Genomic DNA, 18,759 nt, shown 5'->3' on the forward strand with positions numbered 1-18,759 from the left:
ATTGATGGAAAAGACTTTTGAGCAACTGTAGCCGGATTTTTAAGACTTTTTTAAGTAACTATTCATGACGAAGCACGATAAAATCATCGATCGCGTGCATCTGAAACTTTTGTTTTTGGCTGTAATATTTGATCTTCTCAGCCGATGCTAACTCAAACTCTACCGCGCTGTAAAGTATTTATGATACATTTTACGGGTAGCGCCGCCTCATAGCATTTCCCGTTCAGCAACCGTGTAATTCCACAGCCTGTAAATATGAAAATTTCTTAATATTTTGTTGGCGATCGACTTTCTTCTCTCTCTTGATAACTAAAGCTTTCAACATCTGCTATAATAGGCGGACATCCGCACTCAGCAGCAGTCAGGAACCTCAGCCTAAAGGCATGAGGCTTGAAGGAGAAGTCTAACAAGCCATTCTGACCAGCCTAAGTCTTAACTGACTACGTTTTTTGAGTCACGATACCCTGGGATGCGTAGCTAGTTCCTTGCTCTATCGTTGAGAGTTAAACAGTTCTAAGGTCACTCTTTACAGTGCTTTCAGCCTAACAAGCTCACTAAACATTGACCGACAAGCTAACTTTACTCCGAAAAGAGATTGAGGCAACCATACCTCACTGGAGGGGCAACCATACCCCTCCACCCCGCGAGGGGATTCAATTCAATGTAAAGCCGTCCTAAAAGGACGGGGTTTCATAACCCATAGTTCTGATGATTTGCATCCTGTTTGCTGCCAATCGCCGCGCTAGATTGGATACAACAAACCTCAACCTTTAAAGAAAGCTATGGGATATGTGATTGGTGCGATCGTCCTCGGAATGTTAATTTTGGCGGGTATCGATATCGTGCATACCATCCGCAACTGGGAACTGAATCGCTCCGAAATCAGCAAAAAAATTCAAGCTGAAATGGTCAAAGAGACATATTGCTGTCAATTTTGGGATTCTGAATAAGCACATAAAGTGTAAAAAATCCTTCTGACGCACCGTTTATTGGCTGGTGCGTCAGCTTGGAGATTGTTAGTTTGTGGCGAAAATAATGCGAATTGACGCACCCTACTTATTCAAGTATTTAATGAATGGAAAATGCCATTTAAAATTTTCCATTCATTTATGATTTTTAGCCCTTAGCCTGAACCCAAACTGTCACCCCTTCAACCCTCAAACCTTTGCCGCGAGTGCCGCAATATTGACCGTTAGCAGTAACAGGAGTATCGCCGACATTCTGGATGTGAGCTGTATAAAATACGTCGTATTTATCAGCTTCCGGCCCAGTCAACCGCACGGCAAATCCCTCAATGCGCTTGGCTTTGCCCCGGAAGCCAGCTAACTCCCCTGACTCGATCCAAGCAGTGTCGCCAACTCCTTCAACATGAGCCATGTACTGCAAATTTAAACCGGGAACGGGAGGCTCTATTTTAATTTGAAATCCTTCGACGCGGCGGCCTTGAGCGCGCGTGCCGGCATATTCTCGATCGCTAAAAGTTCGATCGCCAATTCCTTGAATGTGCGCCAACACTTTTAAACCCACAGATGCCGCAGGTTGGGAATTCGCAGACGGCGCGATCCAAACTTTGATGCCCTCTATTCTCAAAGCTTTGCCGCGAGTGCCGCAATATTCGCCGTTGGAGGACACGTCGGTGTCGCCGATATTCTGAATGTGAGCGGTATAAAATACGTCGTACTTATCAGCTTGCGGCCCGCAGGGCCGCACCGCAAACCCTTCAATTCGTTTCGCTTGACCCCGAAAACCTGCCAATTCTCCTTCGCTAAGCCAAGGAGTATCGCCAACACCTTCGACGTGAGCCATGTACTCGACATTGAAGCCGGGAATTGGCGGATCGATATTAATCGCAAATCCTTCGACGCGACGCCCTTGAGCTTTAGTACCCGCGTATTCTTGAGAACCGAAAGTTCGATCGCCAATTCCCTGAATGTGCGCCAAGACTTTGATTCCCAAAGTGCCCTCTACTGGCACTTGTTCAGTGCTCCGAGGTGCCCCAAAAACAATGTTCCCCGATCCCGTTGTTTGGAGGGACTTAGGTACTTCCACGCTGGGAACGATAATCACCTCGTGCATGGGGGCGGAAGGTGCGGGGGATTCCAAAATCTGGATCTGCGGCGCAACTGCAACTTGTTTCGGCGCAACATTTCCCGACGGGATGACAATCACTTCCGGCAAGGGTTCGGCGCCCATTTTTGGTTGGGGCGCGGCTTTAAGTGCGGGTTCGACTTTAGCAGGTGCTGCTTTTACCATCTGGGCAATGGTTAATTTGCTTCTGGAAATGGCTACGGCGATTTGTTTGCCAAAAGCGGCGCTGACTGTTTCTTCCAGGATGACCCACTGTTCGTCATCTAATTTGTCTTGCTGTTCCACCAGGGCGAGCACTGCTGAAACTGGGTGTTTGCCGCTGACTAAGGATTCTGCGTCGGAATGCAGTTGAGTCGGGGTTGATTCGGAAATCGCGCGGTGCAGTTCGCGGGCTTTGGCATGAACTGATTGTAAGGGCGCGAAGTCGCTTTGTTCGCGGTGGGCGATCGCCAATACTCGATCGAGAACTTTTAAAGCTGCGTCGCGAATTTCTGCTTTACCTTCGGAAGCTGCGACAGTTTGGACTAAGTTTTGAATGTCTTTGAGGGAAGCAATTTCCCCCGGCGCGATCGCGGATTTGTTGAGTTCGAGAGCTTGTTTTTGGACTGTGGCAAAGTTGCGGCTGTAGGTGGCTACTTCTTGCAGCAAGCTGTCGGAGGGAGGAAGGCCGGAGTCTTGCAGTTGTTTGGCTGCTTGCCAGAGGCGATCGGCTAAATTACCATAAGTTTCCGATAGTCGGGCTATTTGTTGTAGCAAATCGTTATGTGCTGCTTCCATAGGTCTTGCCGTAAATATTTAACTTGCTGATTATAGACGGTGAGCGTCTTCTGAAGGTAGAAGGCGGTAGCGATCGGTCATTAGCCATCCGTCATTAGTCCGATGTTGAAGGAAGATTTTCCCACTCTGTCGCGATCGGGCGATCGGGCTCCCCACTCCCCCACTCTCGGACTTACCACTCATTCTCTCCCATCCCCCGCGTGATCGCCGTCACACCCCTGCAAATACTTAGTCACACACAAAGAGCCCGGCTGTCACGACCTGTCCCTAAAAATGTCACACAAATCGAGCCATAGCCGTCACTGCGGAGTCAGTTTAAACGGTTGATACTGAGGCTATTCAAGCAATAAAACCCAGAAGTGTTATGGTACTGATTCGGGACCTCGCCCAACTTGCTCTGACCCAAGGTTATCTAACTATTGAAGCCGAAAATCAACTGCGGCGGATGTTAACTACCACTCAGTATGACTTAGAAGACTTCAATGCTTTTATGACTTTGCAACTAGCAGCTATGTCTGGAGGAGTGAAACAAGAGTCTCGCGAGTTCAAAGAATTGGAAATCTTTGGCGAGACTGCCTCGGGAACTTCCCATTAGTAATTAGTTGGCTTTTAACACATTCCAATTTAGTAAGGAACCTTTCGATCGTGCTGATTCGTGAAGTTGTACAACAAGCTATTGTCGCTGGATATCTGACTGTGGAAGCCGAAAATCAAATGCAGCAGATTTTTGCCTCTGCAAATTGCGATCTGGAAGATTTGAATGCTTTTATGAGCTTGCAGTTAGCTGCAATGGCTGGTCGCGTCAGACAAGAGTCTTTGGAATCGCTGAATTTGCCAAAAGTTTACGAACACAATTAATGAGCTTTCTTTAGTCTTCGGGCTGGAGAGATATTAAGTTATATGCCATAAAACAGACTAAAAGAATAATTTGATTTTTCATAATTGTATGTACTAATTAGTGATAAAATTATTAGACCTCTTGCAAAAATCCTTTTAATCAAATTCTGGAACGGGCAAGATGCCCATTCCACAAGAAAAAAAATTTTGTGGGATGGGCATCTTGCCCGTCCTAGTTATTTTTGCAAGAGGTCTATTGATATTTTAGTTTCAGCGGTAGCGAGCATCAAGCATGAAATAATTTACAGGCTGCAAGCGTCTCGCTCGCACTCCTAAAAAACGCTTTTTACTTTCCGAAAGAGAAGCTCCAGAGAGGTATTAATTGACATCAACTCAGATTTAAAAACTTTAGTTATACTACAATACGGTTGGGTTAAGGAAAATTGTAGCGAAAATGTTGGGCGGAGTGAAACGGAGGGTTCGTTCCTAGTCCCAACCTACGTACGATCGGTTTTCTTAGCACTAACTGAACCGTATTGCTTTATAAACGTGGAATCTGCTGTATAATAAGAAAGTCAATGGACTAAGACTTTTTTGAATTGGTATTATCACCTTGAGGCGGGATGAAAATGCTCACCCTACCCATCAAGTTGAAGGACTGAGACTATTTCCGACTCCGACGCTCTAATTCTTTAATTACTCTCAGAACAAACAGCGACATTAAAGCGCCAATTAATGCAAGTTGCCACAACCCGCATCCTGCCGCAGTTCCTAAAGCTGCTGACACCCAAATAGCAGCAGCAGAGGTAAGCCCGTGAACTTCAGCTTTGCCTATTTCCTCCTGACTTCCCCGCAGGATTTCTCCGCCTCCCAAAAACCCAACCCCGGTGGCAATGCCTTGAATTACGCGCTCTACAGCATCTCGTTCGTTTCCATTTTTACCGATCGCCAGCGGTATTAAAATAAACAGTGCAGAACCCATACTTACTAGCATATGAGTTCTCAAACCCGCTGGTTTGTGCCGCAGTTGGCGTTCCCATCCAATAATTCCCCCAACAAACATGGCTAGGCACAACCGCAACAGTATGCCTAGCCAATTATCGGGAGACCACAAGTTAGCGATCGACAATGTTTTACTGCAAATAATTAATCGGAAGATTCCAATATTACCGCAGCACGATGTCCGATCGCAGTCTCACTGCCAAATCTTGTTGCGGGCGAATCACGATCACGTCAACGCTGCGCCGCCCCAACAATACTCCAGCTAAAGCGCCGACGCCAGCGCCTCCCAATACTTCTTCAGTGGCTATAGCCTTGTCGCCGGTAACGCCTGCGAGGGCTGCTGCTGCTGCTGCACCCAATGCTGCACCTTGCGCGATCGAACCCGTGCCAGCACCTTTTTGAACTCTTTCGGTTCTAGTAATAATTCCAGAATTTCCGTCAATCCGATAGCGTTGGCGGCGGCTGACAACTAACTCGCTGGCAACAAATTGAGTACCTTTTTGATTGCCCCTTCTGACAGGTCGCAATTCTCCGACAATCTGGCTGCCTGCGGGGATTAATACTCTGCCTTGAGCTGTGCGGATGTCTCGCGCTACTGTTAAAGTTAAAGGTGAAGTTTCATCGGGGGTGACAACTATTTTGTTTTTTTCATAACTAACTGGAATGACACTGCCCGAGGGAATTCGGACGCTATCAAATTGTGAAATTCTTTGTTGAGCTTCTGCGGGAGTAGCTACCACCAGCGGCGCGCTGGTTGCAACTGTAATTCCCAGTGCGAGGATTGCTGCTGTTGCTGAACGCCCTTTTTGAGAAGTAATCATATAAATTGTCTCCTTGGTTCGGTTTTTCTTTACTTAGGAACTGACTGCTACTAAACTTGTTTTTGGTTTCGCATTCATTTGATGTTTTAATTATGGCAGGCTGGAATACTGCAAGTTAGGAAGATAAGGTAGATAATCAAGAATTTTAAAATTTGGCACAATCTAGAAAATCGTTAAGACTAAGGCGATCGGGAAGATAAGGAAGATAGTCAACAGCCATCAGCCAAAAATTAACTGTTGAGAGCGTTTAAGGCTAACAATCCTGCACCGAAAGCTGGTTCGTATCGGGGCGAAATTACCTGGGCTAACGGTGCGATCGCACTTACGGCCACCTCAAACCGACCCCGGCAATTTGCCTCGCCACCCCACACACCTCCGATCGTCACAATTTCAAAGTCTTCTGTTTGGTTAAATAACCCTGAAATAGCTGTTTTCGTGGCCCATATCAATTCTGCCACAGCACTATTAATAATGTCATCAGCAACGCGATCGCCCTCTGCGGCAGCGCGATCGACAATCAGCGATAAACCTGCAATTTCCTTCACACCCCAACCCCGCCGATAAACAACTTCTACCAATTCCTCAAGGTTTTTTAGACCTAAATATACTTGAAATTTTTCTGCAAGTATGGTAGGGGTTCCGCGTCCGTCGTAGAATTTCAAAGCAGCTTGCAAGCCCCGAATTGCGATGTCATATCCGCTACCTTCATCGCCTAAAATATATCCCCAACCGCCGACTCGTTTTGTTTTTCCTTGACGGTTTTGCCCGAAAACAATTGAACCGGTTCCTGAAATCACCGCAATCCCTGAAGAATGGCCCGTGCCGCCAACAAGGGCGATCGCGCAGTCGCTGCAAACTACGATATTTTTAGGCTGCCATAATTGGCTAATTGGTAAATTATGAGTTAACTGCAAATTCTGGACGAAAAACTGCACAATTTCAATATCTTTGGGACGCCCGACGCCTGCTAATCCCAGACAAATTGCTTCTATGTTCAGATGGCGATCGACTTTGATGTTAGCGGATAAAATTGCTCGTTCGATCGCCAATTGAATCGATTGTTTAGCCTTCTCAATTCCCAGGGTTTGATAATTTGATGGGCCTGCTTCGCCGCGTCCCAAAACAATCTTGTTTTCGTCCATTAACAGACAAATAGTCTTAGTTCCGCCGCCGTCTATACCGAATACATAACTCATGCCAAAATTCTTAATTTATCTTAGTTAACTAAAATTGAGTGACCTTCATCAGCCAAAAACAAGCCCCTGGATTCATCCGTGAGGTCGCTTTCTTCAATTGTCCAATTCTTCAATCCAAAATCTAAAATCTAAAATCTAAAATCCATTGACGGTTGCGACAGAATGCGGCTATGCTCAGTGCTATGGGTTGCTTTGTTCAGATGAAGCAACCGGCCTCGCCCAAAAATCTAGTAACGCCCCCCAAAGCTGTTGACGCAGCAATGGGAGGCTGACCCCCAAACTGATTACGGCAGTCTGGAGGCTAACGGAAGATTGTAACATCGTCTGTAGCCACCCTGCTTTGCATTGAAGTGCGGGGTGGCTGGATTTTTGGGTTTTCCTAGAAAACCCAAAAACAAGGACAGAATATCATGGCACAAGAGTTTGCACCAGACTCTAACGAATCCGTTAGCGCAGCCCTCGAAGAGGAGCGCCCAAATGACGACTCAGCAGCAGTATCCGAACAGGATGTGGTGCTGTTAACGGTTGTCGCCTCGCCCAAGGGTGTCAGGGAAACCATACTTACTTTGTACCGACTGGGATTTGCCGAGGTGGGGGATTGGAGTCCCGTACAGCGTGCAGCAAATCCGAAGCAAGTAATGAGCGTGCTGATCCGCCGCAGGCGATCCTCTTCGAGGGCTGCGCTAACGACTGACGGTACGTCGCCGAGAACATCGGGACGGTAAGCTGCAAAGACAGTCCTAGACGCGCGGGTGGTGAGAAACCGGGTTTTTGGCGAGAATCCTTCGTTGCGGTCTGCAAAAACGGCCAAAAACCCGGTTTCTGAAGGTTGCGATCGCATTTCTGGGCATTCAAAATTGATTGTTTATGGATTGTTGGGGTCAATTCCGGCGGCTCGAAGTCGATCGAGCAATCGCTCTTTTTCCAGCCGTTCCCGTTCAAGCTGAGACTCAACTAAAGCAAGCTGAGACTCAGCTTGCTCTAACTGAGTCTCAGCTTGTTCTAACTGAAACTCAGCTTGTTCTGCCCGCTGTTTTTCTATTTCAGCTCGCTCCGAACCAATTAGCAGCAAATTTCCCTCTGAATCCCACCACCGCAACCAAATTTGTGTTTGATTTTGATAACTTCCTTCCCACAATCCTAACTCGATCCCTAAAGGAGGAATAGGATAATGCCCGCGCTCGTTGGGAGTCGTTTTTTGATAGTCACCATTGGCAAATTGGTAAACCTCTAACTTGTTAGTTTTGATCTCAAAAATGCCGTAAAAATGTATGCGCATGATGCGCTCGTAAACCCAGAATTTGCCAGGTTTTTGCACTTCTCCATCGTTATTGTACAGAGGAGTTCGGTCTCTTTCGTCAGAGCCGTCGCCGGAGGCAAATTCGAGGACAATTAACGGAGCTAAATGCTCTCGCCACAGCACATAAGAACGGCGATATTGACCGTCAATTTTCGGCGGTACGTCGGGAACGTAGAACCAGTCAGGGGCTTCTGCGCCTTTTTCTGCGGGTTCGGTTTCTCGCCAGTAGATGCCGCAGTCTTGACCGATCGCATACAATCCATCGGGATGCCGCTGCTCCAAAATTGGCCCGATCGAATCTGTTAAAATTATGCTCTGAGGATGTTCTTGAAAGTTTTTCACAAAGGTTCCATCTTCCTCTGGTAATTGCGTGTGATCGGGAAAGGGTTTTGGTAAATCTTCGATGATTTTAGAAGTCATGGGATTTTAGATTTTAGATTTTAGATTTTGGATTGAAGAATTGAAGAATTGAAGGATTGAATCCACATATGAATCCGGGGGCTTGTGACAAACTTGGTTTATTTCGGTCATTTTTATTTTAACCGCTTCGGAATGCAGATGTGTCTATTGTATGCTTTGTGCGATTAACTTAAATGGACAGGGCAATGCTAATCACAATTAAACCTAACAAAGCTAACCAAACTAGATGGCGCTGACACCAATTTTTGATTGATTGCGGCCAGCCACCGCTGATGTAACGGCTCTTCTGCGGCACAAGCGGCTCGGCTTTGTCGTGATAAAGGGTGCATTCTTTGGCAAAAGGACGCTGCGGGTAGTTGCAGGTGTCGTCTTCGTGGTAAATACAGGTAGTACACAGAAATTCTGCGGGTGGCGATCGATACAGGGGGATGCCCGGATGACCGAAAGCCTTGAGAGAGGTTCGGCAGTGCGGGCAGGCGATCGCTCGGGCGTCTACAGGTTGGTGACAGCGGGGGCAATCAGGCATTGACTTTGCTGGTGATGGGGTAATGTTGTCGGTGGGCTCATTAGCGGGTTTTCCGAACGCTGATTGGCGCGATCGAACTCGCCATCAGGTGGCTGGATGCTCCAAAATAGAAAGGTAGGTCAGCGCTGATGTAACTTTAAGTTTACAGATGGTTTCGCAGCGACAGCAGCCGACCTGAGCCGATCGGGTATTACGGGCAAACAACCGGAAAAATCTATGGATAACAATAGCAACTTACTCAAACAACTGGTAATGCTGGGCATTGGTACTACCTCTCTGGTAGCCGAGAAATTGCAGGAAGCTAGCGAGCAATGGGTCAAAGATGGCAAAATCAATCCTGAGCAAGCCAAAACCTTTGTCGATGACATGACGGAACACCTTAAGTCCGAGCAGGGGAATTGGGATACGCAGTTGCAGCGGCAATTGCGAAATATCCTCCAAGATATGGGTGTGCCCCGCCAGTCGGAAATGGATGAGTTGCGCGGAAGGCTCGATCGTCTCGAACGTCAGATGCGGGATCTAGAAAATCGTAACTGGCGCTGAGTGCGATCCAATAGCTGCAAGCTTCGCTAACGCCCGCGATCGGTTCGCTGCTATCTTGTGATAAAATTGTCACCCGAAGGCAGAAGGCTAACCAAGGCATTTATGTAGAAGACAGAAGGTAGAATTACCAAAATTTTGACTTCATAATTTTGCCTTGAAAATTAACCGTAACCTGCCATTTTTGGACCCAAAAGTTCAGATAAAATTTGGTAGTTCTTGTTGTAATAGATGTCTTAGATATCTGAGATATCGGGGTTAAAAGTATCAGGAGGATTAATTTTGCGAGGAGTTCTAGTCAGCTTGGGGGTAATGCTGGTTTGCTTTGTGTTTTTGATAGTCGCTCAAATGAGCGGTCCTCGATCTCAAGCAGTTGCCGCCGAATTGAATAATTTTTTACCCGAGACTGCGATTGAGATGCGATCGGCGCAGTCTTTAAATGAAGATAGGTTGCTAGTAGCTGATGCTACTTTACCGGAGGTACCAGCTACTATCGCTGGCAATAACATGACTGATAATACTGAGAAAACTGTCACCACAGATTCAGGCCTGAAATATGTTGAATTGAAAGAGGGTAATGGGGCGACTCCAAAAACCGGGCAGATGGTTGTGGTACACTACACTGGAACTTTGGAGGATGGCACGAAGTTTGACAGTTCGCGCGATCGCAATTCTCCTTTTGAGTTCAAAATTGGCGTTGGCCAAGTAATTAAGGGTTGGGATGAAGGTGTCGGTACGATGAAAGTTGGAGACCGTCGCAAGTTGATTATTCCCCCTGAACTCGGTTACGGTGCTCGCGGTGCGGGCGGGGTGATTCCTCCTAATGCTACGCTGATTTTTGATGTGGAATTGTTGAAAATCACTGGCTAGGTCGCTCAACGTAACTAACCGTAAAATTTTTAGGCTGTTTAGAAACCCGGTTTTTTTTAAGACACCGGGTTTTTGTGTATGTTCGGGTTGATTTACGATCGCTTCGGAGATGCTAGATTGCGGAAAGAGGTAAATTGGGCGTCAAATAATAGTTTGATGATGCCGGTGGGGCCGTTTCTGTGTTTGGTAATAATTACTTCGGCAATTCCGCGATCGGGGGAATCAGGGTTATAGTATTCATCGCGGTAGAGCATAATGACTAAATCCGCGTCTTGCTCGATGCTATTATGAACTACGATGTCATTAGCGACAAAATTATGCAGTGCAGGCACTGTTAAATCGTAAACTTCAGCTTCGCCATCAACTTCTATTGAGGCGATTTCATCCCAGTAAATATCGCTCTTAGATAACAAAGTAAGTTCATCAGATTTTACAATTGTAGCTAATCTGAATGCTCGTTCCCGACCGAGATTGTGTTTGTAAAGGGTTGTACCGCAATATAAGTTTCCAAGCTGTGCTTGCATCTGGCGTGTAGTTAAACCACATTGCTGCATGGCAGGAACAGCATACATTTTCCACACATCACGCGGTATGACATCTCTATTAGTATTGCTAGAACGAACTTCAATGTATTCTGCAATTTCTGTCACAGCTTGCTGTTTGTAGTTACCTACTGCACCCATCAAGTGAATAAACTTATCTAAATCAGGTCTTCCTGTTACCCAAACTTGATGTTGATCTCGCCCTTTCCCTGGCTGTGGACTTAAAAATAAGCGGGCATTGATACCAAGTCTGAGTAAGAGTGACTGAACATCTCTTGCCAACTTTTCACTACTCGAAGCATAGTAAACACTAGGGTAATGACATTTACCCCTACCTGTTTTTATGCAACCATCTGTACACCAGAGATGGCGTAAAAATAAAGCTATTGCTTCTTGAGGCTGCTCAAATATTAGATTGGGGACAAACTTCTGGTGAGAACGCAGACCAAAAACACCTAAAGCATCTAGCCATTCAGTTACAGGATTCCTCACATTATGTGTGAGATGATAGGCGGCAGGAAGATAAACTTGATACCAATCACGTTCTTTACAAATACGAGGTATGATTCGCTCTCCAAAGACTTCTATTGCAAGATTTGCAACAGTATTGGCTAAATCTTCCTCTCTAGTAGTGTATTGAATAACGTGTCGAGGTAGAGTACATCCGTCTCCAATCATGTGTCCTAGCAAGGCTATTTCGGCATTGTCCATCGATTGGATGAAGGAACTCGATACGTATCTAGGTAGGGCAATACGATCGCCTATTTTCAACTCGTCCAATCGCCGCCAGCCGTGAATGGTTAAAAACTTATGATTAGCCGTTGCTCTAATTGCCCGTCCCAAACGAGTTTGCAGTCGCAGTACAGGCTTCACACCTGTAGCAAAGGCATTGCTAACAACGGCTTTTTCTAACTGCATGGTGGCTTCATTTAGCGCCCAAACTCTAAAGTCAAATTTCCCTACTAATTCACGAATTGGTACGCGCACACCAGTATCTGCTAGCATTACCAAACTATCACCTGTTAAGCAGCCGCTTTCTCTCAAATCTGACATCATCGGCCGCTTGTTTGTCCTCGCTTCCACACCCCGACTCAACTGAGATAAGGCAATAATCGGCACGTTGAGTTCGCGGGCTAAACCTTTAAGACTTCTGGTAATTCGAGATAGTTCTTGCACGCGGTTGTCGCTGGTACCTTCCATTAATTGCAGGTAATCTAGCAAGACTAATCCTAGGGTTCCGCCTTGTTCAGCTTGGAGGCGGCGGACTTTCGATCGTATTTCTGTGACGGTAATATTGGGAGTATCGTCAATAAATAGCGGCAGTTCTGATAAATTGCCAATGGCTGTACTGATTGGTTCCCATTCGTTTTGACTGATTCTACCCGATCGCAACCGGTTACTTTCTATTTTCGCTTCACTAGACAAGATGCGCTGCACTAGCTGTTCTTTCGACATTTCTAGGCTAAACATGGCAACGGGCAATTTCTGCTGTCCGGCGGCGATGTGGTGGGCGATGTTGGTACAAAAGGCCGTTTTGCCCATCGCCGGCCTAGCCGCAACGATGATTAAATCCGATCGCTGAAAGCCTCCTGTCATAGCATCTAAGTCGTAAAAACCGCACGGAATACCGGGAAGTGTTAGGCCTTCATTGCGATTTTCTAGGTCTTGAAATGTTTGGTTTAGCGTTTCGCCGATCGACACTAAATCCTGTTGCGGACGTTCTTGAGTTATGCTAAAAATTTCTTGTTCGGCGCGGTCTAAGACTGTTTCTAGCGGTGCTGATGTCTCGTAACCTAATTGTACTATGTTGTTGCCAGCTTCGATTAATTTGCGGCGCTGATATTTGTCTTCAACTAAGGCTGCATATTGGTCGATGTTGACTGCTGAAACTGTGCGATCGACTAATTGTGCTAATTTGGTTAATCCTCCGACTTGCTCTAACTGGTTGCGGTCGGTTAGCCAAGTTGTTACCGTCATTAAATCGGTAGGTTGACCCTGTAAAAATAGGCCTAATGCCGATCGATAAATGACTTGATGAGCGGTGATGGCAAAAAACTCCGGTCGCAGAATTTCGGCAATTCGGGAAATAGCTTCGGGGTCAATTAAAATCCCGCCCAAAATTGCTTCTTCTGCCTCTATATTTGTCGGCATCAAATCGCTCATTAGTCAATAGTTCTCACTCAATACTCATTAGTTATTAGTTATTAGTCATTGGTCATTGGTTATTAGTCATTGGTCATTGGTCATTGGTCATTGGTTATTAGTCATTGGTCATTGGTCATTGGTCATTAGTTTAGGACTTACGCACCAACTCTATCTGTAGGGTGCTTATGAGCGCACTTTATTCCTACCTATAGCGCATTAAACCATTTTTTGCGTAAATCCTATAGTTATTAGTTGCAAGTGATTAGTCCTCAGTTTTAAATCGGCAAATTAGCAGTCCTCAGTTCTTAGTTAGCGTTACTCACTTCTTAGTTAGCGGTACTCAGTTCTTAGCTAATGACTGATGACTGATGACTGATGACTGATGACTGATGACTAATGACTGATGACTAATGACTAACAACTAATGACTAATGACTAATGACTAACAACTAATGACCAAGGACTAACAACTAACAACTGATGACTGATGACTGTTAATTACATCGGAATAACTTGAATATCAACTTCGGCGATAACTTCTGCATGAAGTTTGATTTCAGCTTTGTATGTACCAGTTTGGCGAATTTCGGGTAGGGTGATGCCGCGCCGATCGACTTCTTGACTGGTAGAGTTGAAAATCAGTTCTGCTACTTCTTGGTTGGTGACAGTACCAAAAATCGCGTCTGCTTCGCCAACCTGCTTGGAAATGATGAAAGGCCCAGCCGATTCGAGGGCGGTTTTGCGGACTTCAGCTTGCTGCTTGAGTTCTAGCTGGCGGAGTCTTTCTTCTTCGCGACGGCGCTCTGCTTGCTTCAGAATGCCCGGAGTGGCGCGAAATCCCAGGCCTTGGGGTACTAGGTAGTTGCGGGCGTAACCGGGGGCTACTTCTACTACGTCGCCAACTTTGCCGAGTTTGCTGACATCTTTATTTAAAACTAATTGAACGCGCTTGGCCATGATCGTTGGTTGTGGGGTTTTAACTGCAACTTTCTATAATAGCGAAGTTTGAGGGGCGATCGCAAGGAAGTTCGGCAACGAGCAATGTACGGGATGTAACGGATGGGCATTAGGGATGGGCATTGCCGTGTCTAAAGCTGCACTTCCTATACGCTGTCAAAGACCGATCGCACTACAGTAGCAACTAACTCAGTCGGATCGATCGGCTTGGCTAAGTGTTTGTCAAATCCTGCTTGCAAAACTTGGCGCTCGTTCGCTTCTCCAGCATAGGCCGTTAAGGCGATCACCAACAACTGCCGATACTCAGGCGCAAGCTGAGTGCGGATGCAATGGATCAGCATATACCCGTCCATCTGGGGCATTCCGATGTCGCTGACGAGCAGATCCGGTGCAGTTTGTTCGATCGACTGTAGCGCCTCAGCACCAGATGACAGGGAAATCACCTCTGCACCCGCTTCCTCTAGCACGAAAGCGACAAAATCTCGCGAGTCAGGCTCATCATCTACGACCAAAATTCTCAATCCTGCTAGCGGGAAGGATGAGATATCGGGACTCACAGCCGAATTGACGGCTGCCGAATCGTGCCTTCTAGAATCATCATTTAATAGCGGTAATCTCACCGTAAACGTCGCTCCTTTACCAACTCCTGCGCTTTCTGCAAACACCGTTCCGCCCTGAAGTTCGATCAGTTGGCGGACGATCGCCAATCCCAATCCCAAGCCGCCAAATTTGCGAGTTGTAGCGCTGTCTTCTTGTCGGAAATGCTCGAAAACATAAGGCAAGAAATCGGGAATAATACCTTGACCCGTGTCCGTGACTTGAATTTGAGCTATGCCTTCGATTTGCACTAATCGAACTTCAACTCGACCGCCTTCGGGCGTGAATTTCACCGCGTTTGATAACAAATTCCACACAATTTGCTGCAAGCGATTGGTATCGCCGACAACTTGCCCGACATCAGGATTTAAGATTGTTTTAATTTTAATTTGTTTGGCTTCGGCTGCTAATTGCACGGTCTCCACAGCAGACGGGATAATGGTTGCCAGATTCACCGGAGAAACATTCAATCTGAGTTTCCCTTGCAGAATCCGAGACACGTCGAGCAAGTCTTCGATTAATTGAGATTGCAATCTGGCGTTGCGCTGGATCGTCTCGCAGGCGTTGGCACTTTGAGCCGCGCTCAGCTTGCCGCCGACGAGCAGTTGCGACCAGCCTAAAATCGGATTTAAGGGCGATCGCAACTCGTGAGAAAGCACCGCCAGAAACTCGTCTTTAATGCGGTTAGCCCGCTCGGCTTCCGCGCGGGCAGTTTGTTCTAATTGCAGAACCATATCGCGCTCGGTTTCCACTTGTTTGCGCTCTGTAATGTCGATAACAGAGCCGATATAACCCTCAAATTGTCCGCTTTCGGAAAATCTGGGAGCAGCCGCATCGATCGCCCAAGAATATCCGCCATCCTTACGCCCGAGGCGATATTCCACGCGGTAAGATTCCTGGCGTTCGTTGGCGGTCAAAAATGCTTTCTTTGCCTGTTCTCGGTCTTCTGGATGCAGCGCGTTTACCCAACCCAATCCCAAACCTGTTTCCTCAGTTTGACCTGTGAATTCATACCAGGTTTCGCTCAGGAAAGTGCAATAGCCTGTGGAGTCTGTTACCCATACCATAAAAGGAGCGTTGTTAGCCATATTGCGGAATCGTTCTTCGCTTTCTTGCAGCGCTGCTTCTGCTTGTTTGCGTTCTGTGATATCCCGACAGACAATCACTCCGCCTTTGATTTCGCTGCTAATATCAACTACCGGATAACCGCTGATACTGATCCAGCGACCTTCGGAATCTTGGCGGCGCACAAATATCCCTACATCATTGACATATTCACCTTTGATTGCTCTGGCTAGAGGTAGTTCAGCGTCGGGAAAGAGGGTTTTTTTGTCAGTCATAAATAGCCCGTAGGTGCTCGACCATTCCTCATGGGACTTTTCATTCGATAGCTGACCGAATATCGCCACGGCGGCTCGGTTAAACAGCACGAACTCCCCTTGTTGGTTGGCCAAAATCAAACCGTCACCAATGCTGTCAATGATTACTTGCAGTAACTTAGTTTGTTCTTGCATGGCGACTTCGGCTCGTTTGCGATTTGTGATGTCGCTGGAGATGCCAATCAGGCCGATGACTTCTCCCGCCTGATTGCGGTAGGGAGCTTTCATTGACACAAATGTCCGAATGCCATCGGGAGATTCTTCGACGACTTCTGTTTGTCCGGATTCCATAATGCGCCGATCGTTTTCCGTGACGGTGGCTCCAAGTTCTGCTATTGGGTATAAATCGCGATCGCGCCGGCCAATTACTTCAGCAGCAGGTTTACCGAGCATCTTCAAGGTAGCTGGGTTTGCATAAATAATCCGTCCTTCTCGATCTTTGACAAAAATTGGCGTGGGCGCTGACTCGTTAATCAGATTCAAAATCGCATTCTTTTGCCGCAGTTCTTCTTCAGTGCGTTTGCGATCGCTAATATCGCTCCAATAAACCGTAAGTCCTTCGGCCGCTGGATAGGCGCTCACTTCTATATATATCTGGAGTGAAGGCGAAAACTCTTCAAACTTGACAGAAACTTGCTCGTTAACGACTCGATAAAATTCTTGATATACCATCGAATTGGATTCTCGCTCGGCGGGGAATAGCTCCCAGATCGATCGACCTAACAACTCGTTTCTCGATCGAGAAAGCAGTTTTTCAGCAGTGGCATTAACGTAGGTATAGCGCCATTGTGAATCGATCGCCATAAAGGCATCGGTAATACTTTCTAGAATATTGCTGACTTGCTGGGAGGCCGCAGAGAGCGCGAGTTCAGCGTTTTTGCGCTCGGTGATTACTTCGCAAAAAATCATGATGCCGCCAATCTCACCGCTGTTGGTTCGCCACGGGTGAATTTCCCAGCGCACCCAGTCAACGAAGCCCTCAGCGCGGGGAAACCCCTCTTCTTGGCACATTTCGACTGCTCCCGCCAGACACCGCTGGTGGATTTGTTTCCAACGATCGGGCAATTCCGGAAAGATGTCGTAGTGCGATCGGCCCACAATGTTTTGAGGGCCGATCCCGTAACTTGATAGCCAGCGGTCGCTCACCAGCATATACCGCATCTGGCGGTCAAACATCGCCACCCCCGCAGGCGAATGTTTTACGAACAGCCGCAGTTGCTCTTCCTGTTGCCGCAGCCGATTCTCCGATTGTTTGCGATCGCTGATTTCTTGGAAAAGTAAGGCGACTTTTCGGCTGTGCGGCTCAGGAGTGCGGAACGCCGAAACCTCAAACCAGCGGTTCAGGGCTTCCGAGCCATGCTCGAAGCGCAGGGGTTCCCCCGTCAGCGCGACTTTGCCGTACATCTCAAACCAATAATCTTCGAGATCCGGAACGAGCTGGCGCGCCGTTTTACCCGCAGCTTGTTCGAGTCCGGTTTGTTTCAAGAAGGCCGGATTGACTTCCAAAAAGCGGTAATCGATCGGCTTTTCGTTTTCGTCAAACAGCATTTCGATGACGCAAAAACCTTCGTCTAGGGACTCAAACAAAGTGCGATAGCGTTCCTCGGAACGGCGCAAAGCAGCAATAGCTTGTTTGCGCTCGGTAATATCCATAAACGCCGCCACACAGCCACGAACTGCGCCTTGTTCGTCAAATAACGGCACCGCATTCACCAACCAATCAAAGGCCACCCCATCCTCGCGCACCATTTGAATTTCCATATCTCGCACTTCGACGCCGGAAGCCACGGCTAGTTGCATGGGCAGTTGTTCTCCCGGAATTTCTTCTCCGTTGCGGAATCGTCTAAACGGAAGGGTTGCGGCTTGCTCTCCGGTTCCAGAAACATTGGTATCGGGCGGCACTATCAACATCGACTGGGCAAACAGATTAGCGCGAATTACTTTACACTGTGGGTCGTCTGCGATCGTAATGCCAACGGGTACAGCATCAAGTATCGATTGCAGTTCATTAACTCGTCGTTCTAGTTCTTGGTTGAGCCGTTCAATTTCTTTTTTGGTAGCTTTGCGTTCGGTAATTTCATGCACCGTCACATTCACGCCCACAACGCGATCGTCCTCGGCTTTCAGCGGATAGAGACTCAACAGCCAATCCTGTTCTACTCCCGGCTGTGCTGAGTTCGTCCTGCACACTTCGAGCTGTTGAAGTGGAACGTTAGTTTCAATAACTTGTCGGTAAAGCGGCTCTAAATTATCTGCCATTTCTGGCAAGATTTCGCGCAATGTTTTGCCGATGTGGGTGGCGACTGGAACTCGGTTAATTTCTGCGAGGCGATCGTTGATGCGGACAAACCGCAACTCGGTATCAAGGAAGCAAAGTCCGATCGGCACACTAGCATAAATCGCCTCGATTTCTGCTAGTTGTTGCTGGGCCGTTTGCGCTTGTTGAATAAAAGCAGCCCTCGCCGTCTTCTGCTGGGTGACATCTTGAAAATAAACGGCAAGTCCCGATGCGATCGGATAGGCTCGTACCGCATACCAAGCATTGAGTGGCGGATAAAAAGATTCAAAACTAACCGTAACTTGGAACGTGGCAGCGCGACGATATTCCTGCTCGAACAAACTACCTAAAGATTCGGGAAACTCTTCCCAAAGACTTTTGCCAATCACCTCTTCCGGCAGTCGATTCGGGAGCATCCCACTTTTGCAATAAGTATAAATACTCAGAGAATAGTCTGACTAAGTTGATGGCATAATAGAAAGCA

General features: G+C 47.1%; 16 protein-coding genes. 6 read left to right on the forward strand and 10 right to left on the reverse strand.

The window, feature by feature from the left end; all coding sequences use genetic code 11:
- Positions 1 to 782: 782 nt before the first annotated feature.
- Positions 783 to 950 (forward strand): hypothetical protein, encoded by a 168-nt coding sequence (locus tag QUB70_RS19035; RefSeq protein ID WP_332982728.1) that lies wholly within the window; start codon positions 783 to 785, stop codon positions 948 to 950.
- Positions 951 to 1,116: 166 nt separating this feature from the next.
- Here the strand turns inward: QUB70_RS19035 and QUB70_RS19040 are convergent, their stop codons facing one another.
- Both QUB70_RS19040 and QUB70_RS19045 read right to left on the reverse strand, forming a co-directional pair.
- Positions 1,117 to 2,865, reverse strand: a complete 1,749-nt coding sequence (locus QUB70_RS19040) for a hypothetical protein (RefSeq protein WP_332982729.1) — start codon at positions 2,863 to 2,865, stop codon at positions 1,117 to 1,119.
- A 30-nt stretch (positions 2,866 to 2,895) separates the two neighbouring features.
- Entirely contained in the window at positions 2,896 to 3,048 is a 153-nt protein-coding gene (locus QUB70_RS19045; protein WP_332982730.1) for a hypothetical protein, read from the reverse strand.
- 181 nt (positions 3,049 to 3,229) lie between these two features.
- Between QUB70_RS19045 and QUB70_RS19050 the strand changes: the two genes are divergently transcribed.
- Entirely contained in the window at positions 3,230 to 3,460 is a 231-nt protein-coding gene (locus QUB70_RS19050) for a hypothetical protein (protein WP_332982731.1), read from the forward strand.
- A 47-nt stretch (positions 3,461 to 3,507) separates the two neighbouring features.
- Positions 3,508 to 3,723 (forward strand): hypothetical protein, encoded by a 216-nt coding sequence (locus tag QUB70_RS19055; protein ID WP_332982745.1) that lies wholly within the window; start codon positions 3,508 to 3,510, stop codon positions 3,721 to 3,723.
- 643 nt (positions 3,724 to 4,366) lie between these two features.
- Here the strand turns inward: QUB70_RS19055 and QUB70_RS19060 are convergent.
- The 3 genes from QUB70_RS19060 to QUB70_RS19070 all read right to left on the reverse strand — a co-directional run bounded on the left by QUB70_RS19060 (position 4,367) and on the right by QUB70_RS19070 (position 6,721).
- Positions 4,367 to 4,831, reverse strand: coding sequence for an MgtC/SapB family protein (locus QUB70_RS19060; RefSeq protein WP_332982732.1), 465 nt, complete (start codon positions 4,829 to 4,831; stop codon positions 4,367 to 4,369).
- 37 nt (positions 4,832 to 4,868) lie between these two features.
- On the reverse strand, positions 4,869 to 5,525 hold the full coding sequence (locus QUB70_RS19065; protein WP_332982733.1) for a hypothetical protein: 657 nt from the start codon (positions 5,523 to 5,525) through the stop codon (positions 4,869 to 4,871).
- Positions 5,526 to 5,755: 230 nt separating this feature from the next.
- On the reverse strand, positions 5,756 to 6,721 hold the full coding sequence (locus QUB70_RS19070; RefSeq protein WP_332982734.1) for an N-acetylglucosamine kinase: 966 nt from the start codon (positions 6,719 to 6,721) through the stop codon (positions 5,756 to 5,758).
- Between the two features lie 410 nt (positions 6,722 to 7,131).
- Here QUB70_RS19070 and QUB70_RS19075 point away from each other — a divergent pair, with 410 nt between their 5' ends.
- The gene (locus tag QUB70_RS19075) at positions 7,132 to 7,446 is read left to right on the forward strand and encodes a hypothetical protein (RefSeq protein ID WP_332982736.1); all 315 of its coding nucleotides are present in this window, start codon (positions 7,132 to 7,134) and stop codon (positions 7,444 to 7,446) included.
- 140 nt (positions 7,447 to 7,586) lie between these two features.
- Here QUB70_RS19075 and QUB70_RS19080 read toward each other — a convergent pair whose 3' ends face one another.
- Together QUB70_RS19080 and QUB70_RS19085 are read right to left on the reverse strand one after the other, a co-directional pair.
- The gene (locus QUB70_RS19080) at positions 7,587 to 8,441 is read right to left on the reverse strand and encodes a Uma2 family endonuclease (RefSeq protein WP_332982737.1); all 855 of its coding nucleotides are present in this window, start codon (positions 8,439 to 8,441) and stop codon (positions 7,587 to 7,589) included.
- Between the two features lie 169 nt (positions 8,442 to 8,610).
- Entirely contained in the window at positions 8,611 to 8,967 is a 357-nt protein-coding gene (locus QUB70_RS19085) for a zinc ribbon domain-containing protein (protein WP_332982739.1), read from the reverse strand.
- Between the two features lie 216 nt (positions 8,968 to 9,183).
- Between QUB70_RS19085 and QUB70_RS19090 the strand changes: the two genes are divergently transcribed.
- Both QUB70_RS19090 and QUB70_RS19095 read left to right on the forward strand, forming a co-directional pair.
- Positions 9,184 to 9,510 (forward strand): phasin family protein, encoded by a 327-nt coding sequence (locus tag QUB70_RS19090; protein ID WP_006634797.1) that lies wholly within the window; start codon positions 9,184 to 9,186, stop codon positions 9,508 to 9,510.
- Between the two features lie 279 nt (positions 9,511 to 9,789).
- Positions 9,790 to 10,377: an FKBP-type peptidyl-prolyl cis-trans isomerase gene (locus QUB70_RS19095; RefSeq protein WP_332982740.1), complete on the forward strand. Its 588-nt coding sequence runs from the start codon at positions 9,790 to 9,792 to the stop codon at positions 10,375 to 10,377.
- Between the two features lie 92 nt (positions 10,378 to 10,469).
- Here the strand turns inward: QUB70_RS19095 and QUB70_RS19100 are convergent, their stop codons facing one another.
- The 3 genes from QUB70_RS19100 to QUB70_RS19110 form a co-directional block, all read right to left on the reverse strand.
- Positions 10,470 to 13,082: a replicative DNA helicase gene (locus tag QUB70_RS19100; protein ID WP_332982741.1), complete on the reverse strand. Its 2,613-nt coding sequence runs from the start codon at positions 13,080 to 13,082 to the stop codon at positions 10,470 to 10,472.
- 480 nt (positions 13,083 to 13,562) lie between these two features.
- Positions 13,563 to 14,021, reverse strand: a complete 459-nt coding sequence (gene rplI / locus QUB70_RS19105; protein WP_332982742.1) for a 50S ribosomal protein L9 — start codon at positions 14,019 to 14,021, stop codon at positions 13,563 to 13,565.
- Positions 14,022 to 14,167: 146 nt separating this feature from the next.
- Positions 14,168 to 18,691 carry a hybrid sensor histidine kinase/response regulator gene (locus tag QUB70_RS19110; protein WP_332982743.1) on the reverse strand — a complete coding sequence of 1,508 codons (4,524 nt, stop codon included), beginning with the start codon at positions 18,689 to 18,691 and terminating at the stop codon, positions 14,168 to 14,170.
- Positions 18,692 to 18,759 lie beyond the last annotated feature (68 nt).

The organism is Microcoleus sp. A003_D6 (assembly GCF_036702825.1).
GTDB lineage: Bacteria > Cyanobacteriota > Cyanobacteriia > Cyanobacteriales > Microcoleaceae > Microcoleus.